Annotated in this window: 12 protein-coding genes; 6 read left to right on the top strand and 6 right to left on the bottom strand. The window is 74.8% G+C overall.

Features of this window, described 5'->3' with window-relative positions; genetic code table 11:
* Positions 1–978 (top strand): precorrin-3B C(17)-methyltransferase (gene cobJ, locus ABT300_RS35785; RefSeq protein ID WP_351684952.1); only part of this gene is annotated, 978 nt, incomplete at its 5' end.
* Between the two features lie 154 nt (positions 979–1,132).
* Here the strand turns inward: cobJ and ABT300_RS35780 are convergent.
* The gene (locus ABT300_RS35780; protein ID WP_351684949.1) at positions 1,133–1,288 is read right to left on the bottom strand and encodes a hypothetical protein; all 156 of its coding nucleotides are present in this window, start codon (positions 1,286–1,288) and stop codon (positions 1,133–1,135) included.
* Positions 1,289–1,336: 48 nt separating this feature from the next.
* Positions 1,337–2,092 (bottom strand): cobalt-precorrin-6A reductase, encoded by a 756-nt coding sequence (locus ABT300_RS35775; protein ID WP_351684947.1) that lies wholly within the window; start codon positions 2,090–2,092, stop codon positions 1,337–1,339.
* 18 nt (positions 2,093–2,110) lie between these two features.
* Here ABT300_RS35775 and ABT300_RS35770 point away from each other — a divergent pair, with 18 nt between their 5' ends.
* Entirely contained in the window at positions 2,111–3,253 is a 1,143-nt protein-coding gene (locus ABT300_RS35770; RefSeq protein WP_351684944.1) for a cobalt-precorrin-5B (C(1))-methyltransferase, read from the top strand.
* 49 nt (positions 3,254–3,302) lie between these two features.
* Here the strand turns inward: ABT300_RS35770 and cobM are convergent, their stop codons facing one another.
* The 3 genes from cobM to ABT300_RS35755 form a co-directional block, all read right to left on the bottom strand.
* Positions 3,303–4,052, bottom strand: a complete 750-nt coding sequence (gene cobM, locus ABT300_RS35765) for a precorrin-4 C(11)-methyltransferase (RefSeq protein WP_351684941.1) — start codon at positions 4,050–4,052, stop codon at positions 3,303–3,305.
* Positions 4,049–5,341 carry a precorrin-6y C5,15-methyltransferase (decarboxylating) subunit CbiE gene (gene cbiE, locus ABT300_RS35760; RefSeq protein WP_351684938.1) on the bottom strand — a complete coding sequence of 431 codons (1,293 nt, stop codon included), beginning with the start codon at positions 5,339–5,341 and terminating at the stop codon, positions 4,049–4,051. The genes cobM and cbiE overlap by 4 nt, the downstream gene beginning before the upstream one ends.
* 167 nt (positions 5,342–5,508) lie before the next feature.
* Positions 5,509–6,897 (bottom strand): glycoside hydrolase family 43 protein, encoded by a 1,389-nt coding sequence (locus ABT300_RS35755; protein ID WP_351684935.1) that lies wholly within the window; start codon positions 6,895–6,897, stop codon positions 5,509–5,511.
* 255 nt (positions 6,898–7,152) lie between these two features.
* On the opposite strand from ABT300_RS35755, the gene ABT300_RS35750 reads away from it, so the two are divergent.
* The 4 genes from ABT300_RS35750 (at position 7,153) to ABT300_RS35735 (ending at position 10,948) form a co-directional block, all read left to right on the top strand.
* Complete coding sequence (locus ABT300_RS35750; protein WP_351684932.1) at positions 7,153–8,598, top strand: amidase; 1,446 nt, start codon at positions 7,153–7,155, stop codon at positions 8,596–8,598.
* Between the two features lie 2 nt (positions 8,599–8,600).
* The gene (locus ABT300_RS35745) at positions 8,601–8,819 is read left to right on the top strand and encodes an NfeD C-terminal domain-containing protein (protein ID WP_351684929.1); all 219 of its coding nucleotides are present in this window, start codon (positions 8,601–8,603) and stop codon (positions 8,817–8,819) included.
* Positions 8,820–8,973: 154 nt separating this feature from the next.
* A complete protein-coding gene (locus ABT300_RS35740) occupies positions 8,974–10,455 on the top strand; it encodes a flotillin family protein (protein WP_351684926.1) in 1,482 nt (493 codons plus the stop codon).
* A 46-nt stretch (positions 10,456–10,501) separates the two neighbouring features.
* Positions 10,502–10,948: a type II toxin-antitoxin system PemK/MazF family toxin gene (locus tag ABT300_RS35735; RefSeq protein ID WP_351684923.1), complete on the top strand. Its 447-nt coding sequence runs from the start codon at positions 10,502–10,504 to the stop codon at positions 10,946–10,948.
* On the opposite strand, the gene ABT300_RS35730 is transcribed toward ABT300_RS35735, so the two are convergent.
* Positions 10,933–11,777, bottom strand: an 845-nt coding sequence (locus tag ABT300_RS35730) for a TIGR02452 family protein (RefSeq protein ID WP_351684921.1), incomplete at its 5' end; no start/stop codon positions are given. The two genes, ABT300_RS35735 and ABT300_RS35730, sit on opposite strands and share 16 nt — an antisense overlap.

The following is an 11,777-nucleotide window of genomic DNA, read 5'->3' as shown; positions in this document are numbered from 1 at the left end:
CTCGCCGCCACCGACGTGGCGGTCGTGATGAAGCTGGGCCGCACCTTCCCCAAGGTGCGGCGCGCGCTGGAGGCCGCGGGACGGCTGGACGAGGCGCGGTACGTGGAGCGGGCCACGATGAGCGGGGAGCGGACCGGCGAACTGGCCGACGTGGACCCGGAGTCGGTGCCGTACTTCTCGGTGGCGGTGCTGCCCAGCCGGGTCGACGCCGAGCGTCCCGTGCGGCCCCGGGGAGACGTCGTGGTGGTCGGCACCGGGCCCGCGGGCCCGTTGTGGCTGACGCCCGAGACGCGGGCCGCGCTGGCCGCCGCCGACGATCTGGTCGGCTACACCGCCTACCTCGACCGGGTGCCCGTGCGGCCAGGACAGCTGCGGCACGGCAGCGACAACCGGGTGGAGTCCGAGCGCGCGGAGTTCGCCCTGCAGCTGGCGGAGCGCGGACGGCGGGTGGCCGTCGTCTCCGGCGGCGACCCGGGGGTGTTCGCGATGGCGACCGCCGTCCTGGAGGCCGCCTCGCAGCCCGAGTACGCGGACGTGCCGGTGCGGGTGCTGCCGGGGGTGACCGCCGCCAACGCGGCCGCCGCCCGCGCGGGCGCCCCGCTCGGCCACGACTACGCCACGATCTCCCTCTCCGACCGGCTCAAGCCGTGGGAGGTGATCGCCGAGCGGCTGCGCGCGGCGGCCTCGGCGGACCTGGTGCTGGCCCTGTACAACCCGGGCTCGCGCAGCCGCACCTGGCAGGTGGGCAAGGCGCGCGAGCTGCTGCTGGAGCACCGGGCGCCGGACACCCCGGTGGTGGTGGCGCGGGACGTCGGCGGCCCCGGTGAGCGGGTGCGGATCGTGCGGCTGGCCGATCTGGACCCCGCCGTGGTCGACATGCGGACGATCCTGCTGGTGGGGTCCTCGCAGACCCGGACCGTGCGGCGGGGGGACGGCGAGCAGATCGTCTGGACCCCTCGCCGGTACCCCGAGGCGTGAGCGTGCGCGGCGCCGGGCGACCGGCGCCGCCGCGGGCGTGCGGGTCGCCCGGCAGAGGGCCGTCAGCCCGGCGACCGCCCCTCACGGGGACGTCCCGCGTGGGAGCGGCGCAGTCGTCGGCGTCACGGGGCCTGACGTCGACACACCGCACCCCTCAGCAGCGCGGCCCGGCGACCAGGCGTTCCGCCACCCGGCGGGCCGCCTGCCCGACCGCCCGCACACCCACACCGGCGACCGGCCGCCGCTCCTCCGGCGTACGCCACACGACCACAAGCCGCACCGCGGCTCGCACCGCGTCCCCCAGCGCCACGAAAACGCCCGGCACGGGCCCGGGCCGGGCCCCGCGACAGCCGCCTCGTCAGGCGCGGGGCGCGAGGGCGAGGCGTTCTGTGACCCAGCGGGCCGCCCGGGCGGGGTCCCCGACCTCGGGCACGCCCTGCGGGACGGCGGGCCGCCGGACCACGACCACCGGCAGTCCGGCCTCACGCGCCGCGGTCAGCTTCGGCGCGGTCGCCGCTCCTCCGCTGTCCTTCGTCACCACGACGTCGATGCGGTGGCGGCGCAGCAGCTCCCGCTCGCCGTCCAGGGTGAAGGGACCGCGGTCGAGCAGGATCTCGCCGTGCGCCGGGCGGGGGGCCTCGGGCGCGTCGACGGACCGCACGAGGAACCACAGCTCGTCCAGGTCGGCGAACGCGGGCAGGCCCATCCGTCCCGTGGTGAGGAACACGCGTCGGCCGAGCGCGGGCAGCAGCCGGGCGGCGTGCTCCAGCGAGTCCGCCTCGTGCCAGCGGTCGCCCTCGACGGGGACCCAGCCGGGACGGCGCAGGGCGAGCAGGGGAACATGGGCCGTGGCGGCGGCACGCGCCGCATGGAAGCTGATGGTCCCGGCGAAGGGGTGGGTGGCGTCGATGAGCGCGTCGACGGCCCGCTCGCGCAACCAGGCCGTCAGCCCCTCGCTCCCGCCGAAGCCGCCGACGCGGACCTCGCCCGGCGGCAGCCGGGGACTGGCCACCCGTCCGGCGAGGGAACTGGTCAGCTCCAGGCCGGGCGTGCCGTGCAGCAGCTCGGCGAGGCGGCGGGCCTCCGTGGTTCCGCCGAGAATCAGTACGTGCACGAGAGTCCGGATCCGATCATGAGCAGTGACATGGCAGGCGAGGGCGGCCCGAAGGGCGGCCGCGGCGCCCAACTCAAGCACACCGGTCTGCGGCCCGGCTGGACGACCGGCGCCTGCGCGACGGCGGCCACCACGGCCGCCTACACCGCTCTGCTGACCGGCGGGTTCCCCGACCCGGTGAGCATCACGCTGCCGAAGGGGCAGACGCCGGCGTTCGCGCTGGCGGCCGAGGAGCTGACGGACGAGTACGCCATGGCCGGGATCGTGAAGGACGCCGGCGACGATCCGGACGTCACGCACGGGGCGCTGGTGCGGGTCACGGTGCGGCTGCTGCCGGCCGGGGCCGGGGTGGTGTTCCGGGCGGGGCCCGGCGTGGGCACGGTCACCCGTCCCGGCCTGCCCCTGCCGGTCGGGGAACCCGCCGTCAACCCGGTCCCGCGCCAGATGATGCGCGACCACGTGGCCGAGGTGGCGGCCCGGCACGGCGGTGCCGGCGACGTCGAGATCACCGTCTCCGTGGACCACGGCGAGGAGATCGCCCGCTCCACCTGGAACCCGCGGCTGGGCATCCTCGGCGGTCTGTCCATCCTCGGCACGACCGGGATCGTCGTGCCGTACTCCTGCTCGGCGTGGATCGACTCCATCCGGCGGGGGGTGGACGTGGCGCGGGCGTCGGGCCGCACGCACGTCGCCGGGTGCACGGGGTCGACGTCGGAGCGGACGGTCCTCGCCGAGTACCGGCTGCCCGAGGACGCCCTGCTCGACATGGGCGACTTCGCCGGCGCGGTCCTGAAGTACGTCCGCCGCCACCCCGTGGACCGTCTGACGATCTGCGGCGGCTTCGCCAAGCTCTCCAAGCTCGCCGCGGGCCACCTGGACCTGCACTCCGCCCGTTCCCAGGTCGACAAGGGCTTCCTCGCCGAGCTGGCCAGGCGGGGCGGCGCGGACCCGGCGCTCGCCGCGGAGGTGGCCGACGCCAACACGGGGCTCGCCGCGCTCCAGCTGTGCGCCGCGGCCGGCGTTCCGCTCGGCGACCTGGTGGCGCAGGCCGCCCGTGACGAGGCGCTGGGCGTGCTGCGGGGGGCGCCGGTCGCGGTCGACGTCATCTGCATCGACCGCGCGGGGACGGTGGTGGGCCGCAGCACGGTGGCCGGACCGTAGACCCGCGGCCCCCGCATTCGCGCGCTTTCGGGGCCGGGGCGGCGGGCGTTCAGCAGATGTGGCGGTCGCGGTCCGGGGAGTAGAGGTGGCTGTCGCGGAACTGCTCCGCTCCGAGCGTCCGGCCGACCATGATGACGGCCGTGCGCAGCACCCCCGCCTCCTTCACCTTGCCGGCGATCTCGTCGAGCGTGCCGCGGATGATCAGCTCCTCGGGACGCGAGGCGTAGGCGACGACGGCGGCGGGGCAGTCGGCGCCGTAGTGCGGAAGGAGCTCGCCGACCACCCGGTCGACGTACCGGGCGGCGAGGTGCAGCACGATCAGCGCGCCGCTGCGCCCGAGGGTGGCCAGGTCCTCGCCCTCGGGCATGGCGGTGGCGCGGTGCGCGATCCGGGTGAGGATGACGGTCTGACCGACGGTCGGCACCGTCAGCTCGCGCCCCAGGGCGGCGGCCGCGGCGGCGAAGGCGGGCACGCCGGGGACGACCTCGTAGGGCACGCCGGCCGCGTCCAGCCGCCGCATCTGCTCGGCGACGGCGCTGAACACCGAGGGGTCCCCGGAGTGCAGCCGCGCCACGTCGTGTCCCTCCTCGTGGGCGCGTACCAGCTCGGCGGTGATCCGGTCGAGGTCCAGGTCGGCGGTGTCCACGAGCCGCGCGTCCGGCGGGCACTCGGCGAGCAGCTCGCGCGGGACCAGGCTGCCCGCGTACAGACAGACCCGGCAGGCGGCGAGCGTGCGCGCGCCACGCACCGTGATCAGGTCGGCGGCGCCGGGCCCGGCGCCGATGAAGTACACGGTCATCGGTCTTCTCCCGCAGAGGTGTCGAGGGTCTTGTGGACGGCCCACTGGGTCACCGGCATCGCCTGCCGCCAGCCGGTGAAGGCGCCGACGGGGACGGCCTGCGCCACCGCCAGCCGCACCAGCTCGCCGCCGTGACGCCGGTGGGCCTCGGCGAGCAGCGCCTCCGATTCCAGCGTCACCGTGTTGGCGACCAGTCGCGCGCCGACCGGCAGCGCCTGCCAGCATGCGTCGAGCAGGCCGGGAGCGGTGAGCCCGCCGCCGACGAACACCGCGTCGGGCGGCGGGAGTTCGGCGAGGGCCGCGGGCGCCGCGCCGGTCGCCACGCGCAGGCCGGGCACTCCGAGCCGGTCGGCGTTGCGGACGATGCGCGCGGCCCGCGCCGGGTCGCGTTCGACGGTGACCGCGCGGCACGAGGGGTGCGTGCGCATCCACTCGATCGCGATGGACCCCGAGCCGCCGCCGACGTCCCACAGCATTTCGCCGGGGGCGGGGGCGAGGGCGGCGAGCGTGGCCGCGCGGACATGCCGCTTGGTGAGCTGCCCGTCGTGCTCGTACGCCTCGTCCGGCAGTCCGGGGCCCGCGCCGAGCCGGAGTGCGTCGGGGGCGCGGCGGCACTCGACGGCGACGATGTTGAGCGGGTCGCCGAGCGGTGCGTCGGCGGGCCAGTCGTCGGCGGTGCGCGGCGCGCTCGTGCGTTCCCCCGGACCGCCGAGCTGCTCCAGGACCCGCATCGGGCTCGGCCCGAAGCCCCGGTCGCGCAGCAGGGCGGCGATCTGCGCGGGGGCGGCGGCGTCCGCGCCGAGGACGAGAAGCCGCCGGCCGGTGTGCAGGGCGGCGGCGAGGCGGGCGGTGGGGCGGCCGACGAGGGTGACGACCTCGGCGTCCTCAAGCGGCCAGCCCAGCCGGGCGGCGGCGAGGGAGACCGACGAGGGGTGCGGCAGCACGTGCAGCCGCGCGGGGCCGAGCTCCTCGGCGAGGGCGCGTCCGATGCCGTGGAACATGGGGTCGCCGCTGGCGAGGACGGCGATCCGGCGTCCGGCGTGCGCGGCGAGGAGGCCGGGGACGGCGGGTCGCAGCGGCGAGGGCCAGCGCACGCGCAGGCCCGCGCAGTCGGGCGGCAGGAGGTCCAGCTGGCGCGGGCCTCCGATCAGGACCTCGGCCGCGCCCAGCGCGGCACGGGAGGCGTCCGGGAGCCCCGCCCAGCCGTCCGCTCCGATCCCGACGACGGTGACGGCTGCGGCGCCGGCTGCGGTGACGGCGGGCGACGGTCCTGGTCGTGCGGGGGTCACTGCGCGCTACCTCGGGGTTCGTGGACGGCTCGGGGACGACAGGGGCGCACTCTACTGGGCGGTGGCCTGGGCGTTCCCGCCCGGGTGCCACCGCCCGCCTCCTGCCGCGCGGCCGCGGCGGTGCAGCTCAGGACCAGGCTGTCACCGTCAGGGTGAGGCCGTCGCCGTCAGGCCCAGGCTGTCACCGGCACGAAGGAGCTGTCCTGCCGGAAGAGGTCCGTGCCGTCGGACTGCTCCACGCGCAGCTGGTAGTTGTAGTGACGAAGGTAGTAGCCGGGGTAGTTGTACGACTCGAAGCGGACGGAGCCCGCGGCGGTGCCGGTGCGGGCGATGAAGGTGGCGTCCTTGGCGAAGGTCGACGTGCCGTCGTTCGCGTCGAAACGTCCGCGGAAGGAGTAGTGGCGCAGGTAGTTGCCGGCCGCGTCGCGGAAGGAGTAGGCGTTCGCGTCGGCGAGCCCGGCGACGACGGTGAAGGTGGCCGCCTGCTTCTCGGCGGCGGTGCTGGAGCCGGTCACCACGGGCAGGTTGAGCAGGGCGGACTGCTCCTGCCAGTAGCGGGTGGTGTAGTTGCCCGACCGCAGGGAGCGTGTGGCGTTCTTGGTCAGCGAAGGGCCGCCGGTCACCGTCTCCTTGATGACCGTGAAGTGGCGCGCCGTGCCGGAGATGCCGGGCAGCGCCTTGGGGGCGCTCCAGGTCGCGAAGGAGTCGTAGCTGTCGCTGTAGTAGTACTTGTGGTCGCCGTAGCCGTCGAAGAAGATCCGCCAGGCGCCGTTGTCGAGCTGGATGACGGTCGGGCCCTCGCGGTAGCTGCCCCAGCCGGCCCAGTCGCCGGTCTTCTTGATCGTGTAGGGGCCGGCGAGGTTGGACGCCGTGGCGTACTCGATGTACTTCGCCGTCTCGTTCTTGGTGAACGCGTGGTAGGTGGACCCGGTCTTCACGATGTACGTGTCGATGTGGTTGGCGCCGATGCCGGACAGCGCGACCGGTGAACTCCAGGCGGTGAGCGCGGAGTTGGTCGCCTTGAGCAGATACGGCGTGAAGATCCACTCGTCGTTCGTCGTCGAGCAGGACACGATGACGTTGACGCTGCCGTCGCTGTCGACGAAGAACTCCGGCGCCCAGGCGCGGGAGAGGTTGGCGATCGGGACCGTGTAGTCGTACAGGAAGGACCAGTTGACCCGGTCGGAGCTGCGGGCGAAGCCGATGGTGGTGCTGACGTCCTGCCAGGTGTGGGTGGTGTAGGTGATGTAGTAGTAGCCGTTGGTGTGCTTGAAGACGCTCGCGTCGCGGATGCGGTTGCTGGGCGGGGTGTACGCGGAGGCCTGCACCAGCCGGAAGTCGGTGGCGTCGTCGGACTGGTAGACGTTCACCGTCCCGTCGTTGCTGTCGAGGAACGGCACGATGGTGTAGCGGGTGGCCGATCCGGCGGCGGGCGCGGCGGCGAGGGCCGTGCCGAGCAGGCCGGGGGCCTCGCCGAGCACGAACGCGGCGGCGGGCAGGACGGCCATCGCGCGCAGCAGGGCACGGCGGGACGGGGCAGGGGGGCGTGTCGTCATGGTGCGGCTCTCCTACGGCTCAGAGTTCGACATCCCGAACACGGTCCGGAAAGTCGATCAGAAGCTAGGGGTGCGGCAGGAGCACGTCAATCCCCTGCGCAGGAACGCACGGCGCCTGTGGGGCGGCTGTGCCGTCGAAGGGTCCGCCCGCTCCGACCGGGACGCCCCGACTCGATGTCGTGCGCGCGCCGTTCCGCTGTCCGGCGGCCGCAGGTTACCGTGCGGTAGACGACGTCGTCCCGGAGGTGCCCCCGTATGACGCCCGACCGTGCCGCAGGTCTGACGGACACCGCACGCGCCCTCGCCGCGGGCGAGGTGTCGTCCCGCACGCTCGTCGAGCAGAGCCTCGCCCGGATCGAGGCGAGCCAGGGCGTCCTCAACGCCTTCCGGGTGGTGCGGGCCGAGGCCGCGCTCGCCGAGGCCGAGGCGGCCGACCGGGAGCTGGCGTCCGGCGTGCGCCGCCCGCTGCTCGGGGTCCCGGTCGCCGTCAAGGACGACATGGACGTGGCGGGCGAGCCGACCGCGTTCGGCTGCGCCGGCGACCACCCTCCCGTCGCCGAGGACGGCGAGGCGGTCCGTCGGCTGCGGGCCGCCGGAGCCGTCGTCGTGGGCAAGACGAACACCTGCGAGCTCGGGCAGTGGCCGTTCACCGAGGGCCCGGCCTTCGGCGCCACCCGCAACCCGTGGAGCACCGGGCACACGCCCGGCGGATCCTCGGGGGGTTCGGCCGCGGCGGTGGCGGCGGGACTGGTGCCGGCCGCCCTCGGTTCGGACGGGGCCGGCTCCGTCCGCATCCCCGCCTCCTGGACCCATCTGATCGGCGTCAAACCGCAGCGTGGCCGCATCTCGACGTGGCCGCGCGGCGAGTCCTTCCAGGGCATCACCGTCAACGGCACCCTGGCCAGGACCGTCGCCGACGCGGCCCTGCTGCTCGACGCGGCGGCGGGCAACCACGCACGCGACCCGCACCGGCCGCCCGCCGTCGACGCCTCGGCCGCGGTGCGCCGCGACCCCGGCAGGCTGCGGATCGCGCTGTCGCTGAAACCGCCGTTCACCGCCGTGGCGGCCCGGCTGCGGCCCGAGGTGCGCGCCCGGGTCCTCGAACTCGCCGACGAGCTGGCCGCATTGGGCCACACGGTCGAGGAGGCCGACCCGCCGTACGGGCAGATCGGCCTCACCTTCGTGCCCCGGGCCACCGCGGGCATCGCCGAGTGGGTCGCCGACGCACCCTTCCCCGCGCTCCTGGACCGGCGCACCCGGGACGCCGCCCGGCTCGGCAGGCTGCTCGGCGGGGCGCCGCTGCGGGCGGCCCGGCGCGCCGAGGCGGTCCTGCACCGCCGCGTCGGCGCCTTCTTCGACGGTTACGACGTGGTCCTCGCGCCGACGACGGCCGCTCCCCCGCCGCGCATCGGGGCCATGCTGGAGCTGAGCGGGATCGCCACCGACCGCGCCATGATCGCCGCGTGCCCGTACGCCTGGCCGTGGAACGTGCTGGGCTGGCCCGGCGTCAACGTCCCCGCGGGCTTCACGCCCGGCGGCCTGCCGGTCGGGGCGCAACTGCTCGGACCGGCGCACAGCGAGCCGCTGCTGTTCTCGCTCGCCGCCCAACTGGAGGCGAGGCTGCGCTGGCACGAACGGTGGCCGGACGAAGCGGTCGCCGACTCCCCGGCCGGACGACCGCCTTCCCCCCGTACCCTGTGACCATGGACGACGCGGCGATGGTCGGGCTCATGGGGCGGGTCACCGGGACGATCGGGCCGGGACTCGTCGGCGAGGTCATGGTCCGGGTGCGCGGCGGGGCGGAGCACTTCCTCGCCTACGCGACGGACGGCACGGCCCGCATCGAGTGCGGCGCCGTCGTGATGGTGGTGGAGCACCTGCCGCCGCGATCGGTCTACGTCACCCGCGCGTACGACAGTTGAGCCCACCGCGCCCCAGGTGAGAGCCGTTTCGTGCGGCTTCGGGAACGTAAGCGTCAAGATTGCAACAAGGATGCGCCGACGTCTTCAACCCGGGGCCGACGAGGCGCACACTCCCTTCGTTCGGTGCCGAAAGGGCACCATCACAAGGGGGCGTATGCCGATGATCATCGGCGTCGTTGCGGGGGTGGCGGTTGTCGCCGTCCTCGCGCTGATCGGTCTGTTCAAGATGATGTGGCGGGTCGCGGAGCCCAACGAGGCGCTCGTCATCTCCGGCTCCAACCACCGCACCGAGGGCCTCGAGGCGGGCATGGGTTTTCGCATCGTCACCGGGCGCGGAACGCTGGTGATGCCGGGCGTGCAGGTGGTGCGCAAGCTGTCGCTCGACCTGAACGAGACCGAGCTGCAGGTGGACTGCGTGACGCACCAGGGCATTCCGCTCCGGGTGCGGGGCGTGGTCATCTTCAAGGTGGGCGACGACTTCGTGTCGATCGCCAACGCGGCCAGGCGCTTTCTCGACCAGCAGAAGCTGATGTCGGAGCGGGTGCACAACGTGTTCGCCGGTCATCTGCGGTCCATCGTGGGCGGGTTGACGGTCGAGGACATGATCCGCGACCGGGACAAGCTCACCGGGCAGACCCGTGCCGCGTGCGGCACGGAGATGGAGAAGCTGGGCCTGATCGTGGACTCGCTGCAGATCCACGAGATCGAGGACCCGACCGGGTACATCAAGAACATGGCGATGCCGCACGCGGCGGCCGTGCAGCGGGACGCGCGCATCGCCCAGGCGGAGGCGAACCGGCTCGCCACCGAGGCGGAGCAGGCCTCGTTCGCCCGGATGGCGGAGGCCACGCGGGACAGCGAGATCCTCCAGGCCGGCTACCAGGCCGAGCGCGACAAGGCGGGCGCCAAGGCCCGTCAGGCCGGACCGCTCGCCGACGCCGCCGCCCGGCAGGAGGTCGTCGTCCAGGAGACCCGGGTCGCCGAACTCGAGGCCCACCGGCGGGAACAGCAGCTCCAGGCGGACGTCCGCAAGCCCGCGGACGCCCAGGCGTACGAGAAGCGCACCCTGGCCGAGGCCGAGCGCGACGCACGGATCTCCGCGGCCCAGGCCAAGGCCAAGGAGACGGAGCTCGCGGCGACCGCCGAGGCGAACCGCGTCAAGCAGGCCGCGGGCGCCGAGGCCGAGGCGACCAGGACCCGGGGTGAGGCCTCCGCGGCCGCCACCCGGGCCACCGGTGAGGCCGAGGCGGCGTCCGCGCAGGCCCGGGGTCTGGCGGCGGCCGAGGCGGCGAGGGCACAGGGTCTCGCGGAGGCGGAGGCGATCAAGGCCCGGGCCGCCGCGCTCGCCGAGAACCAGGAAGCGGTGGTCGCCCAGCAACTCGCCGAGAACTGGCCGGAGATCGTGAAGGCGGGCGCGTCCGCCTTCGGCAACGTCGACAACATGGTGCTGCTCAACGGCGCCGACGGCATGGCGGACGTGTTCGCCAAGGCGCTCACCATGGGCGGGACGGGACTCGGGCTGGCCCGGCAGTTGCTCGCCTCGATGAACCAGAACGGCCAGCCGGCCGGCGGGGCTCCGTCGCTGAACGGGTCGAAGGGACCGTCTTCGCAGAAGGTGCCGGTCGAGGAGAGCTGACACACCGGTGAGGCGCGGTCGCGGGGGCACGGCTTAAGGTGCCCCCGTGACCGCGTTTACCGATGCAGACGTCCCGGGCCGCTCCGGCCCCACCGCCACCGTCGAGGCCGACCCGCATGAGGTCGGCCGGGTGCGCACCGAGTACTCCCCCGCACACGACGGCGACCCGGATCCCGGCGAGATCGTGTGGACCTGGGTGCCGTTCGAGGAGAACGACGGCCGGGGCAAGGACCGTCCGGTGCTCGTCGTCGCCCGGGAGCCGGGCGGCACCTTCCTGGCCGTGCAGCTCTCCAGCAAGCGGCACGACGGCGACCGCGAGTGGGTGGCCATCGGCAGCGGACCGTGGGACCGGACCGGCCGCGACTCCTGGGTGGACGTCGACCGTGTGCTACGGCTGCACGAGGACGGCATGCGTCGCGAGGCCTGCGCGCTGGACCGGATGCGGTTCAACCTGGTGCGCCAGCGGCTCCACGAGCGCTACGGCTGGACCTGAGCCCCCGTCTGCCCCAGCGCCCGCTCGAAGGCCGTGCGAACCGTGCCGCCCGGCGTCCGGTCCAGCACCCCGAAGACCACATGGGCGAAGCGGTGCTCGAAGCGTCCGCCGGCCGCCAGCAGCGCCCGGAAGGCCTCCGCCACCTGTGCGGGGTCGTTGCGGAACACCCCGCAGCCCCACGCGCCCAGCACCAGGCGACGGTAGCCGTGCGCGGCCGCCGTCTCCAGGACCCGCTCGGCGCGGGCGGACAAGGCGCGCGGCAGCTCGCCGGCCCGCTGCGGCGTCGTGCGCAGCACCACGCCCGCGTTCGGCGCGGCGGCCGTCAGGAAGCCGACGGCGTAGGGCTCGTCGAGCAGACGGCCCCGGTCGTCGCGGAAGACGGGGACGGCCGGTGAGTGGATCACGCGGTCGGTGTAGAACGGGTCGCGGTGGGTGCGGTGGTGGTCGTAGAACCCCCTGGCCTCCAGCAGGCACGTGTGGAGTGCGGAGGCCCGGCACAGCGCCTCCTCCTGCGCCTGGGCCCCGTTGAGGAAGCCGCCGCCGGGATTGCGCGCGGACGCGAAGTCGAGGACGGCGACCGGTCCCCCTCCCAGCCCGACGGCCGGCTCTCCGTGTGCGGAGGCGCCGACCAGCCGGCGGGCGGCCTCCAGACTGCTCTCGCCGGTGACCTCGATGCGCAGGTCCGCCGGGGCGGCGGCGGGCACGTCGACCGGACCCGGTCCCGCCGTCCGCGTGCCGGCCCGGGCGGCCTCGACCGCCGCGGCGAGGGACACCGGGCGCCCGTCGGGCGCGCGATAGCCGCCGGCGGCGACGATCCCCACCGTCTCCC

Source organism: Streptomyces sp. NPDC001027 (assembly GCF_040299045.1).
Lineage (GTDB): Bacteria > Actinomycetota > Actinomycetes > Streptomycetales > Streptomycetaceae > Streptomyces.
Note: the sequence above shows the minus strand (reverse complement) of the source record. Positions and strands in the feature narration are given on the sequence as shown.

Bases quoted from the DNA above. Each gene is read 5' to 3' on its own strand.
- ABT300_RS35770 (WP_351684944.1), top strand. From the start codon at position 2,111: ATGAGCAGTGACATGGCAGGCGAGGGCGGCCCGAAGGGCGGCCGCGGC.
- cobM (WP_351684941.1), bottom strand. From the start codon at position 4,052: ATGACCGTGTACTTCATCGGCGCCGGGCCCGGCGCCGCCGACCTGATC.
- ABT300_RS35755 (WP_351684935.1), bottom strand. From the start codon at position 6,897: ATGACGACACGCCCCCCTGCCCCGTCCCGCCGTGCCCTGCTGCGCGCG.
- ABT300_RS35750 (WP_351684932.1), top strand. From the start codon at position 7,153: ATGACGCCCGACCGTGCCGCAGGTCTGACGGACACCGCACGCGCCCTC.
- ABT300_RS35745 (WP_351684929.1), top strand. From the start codon at position 8,601: ATGGACGACGCGGCGATGGTCGGGCTCATGGGGCGGGTCACCGGGACG.
- ABT300_RS35740 (WP_351684926.1), top strand. From the start codon at position 8,974: ATGCCGATGATCATCGGCGTCGTTGCGGGGGTGGCGGTTGTCGCCGTC.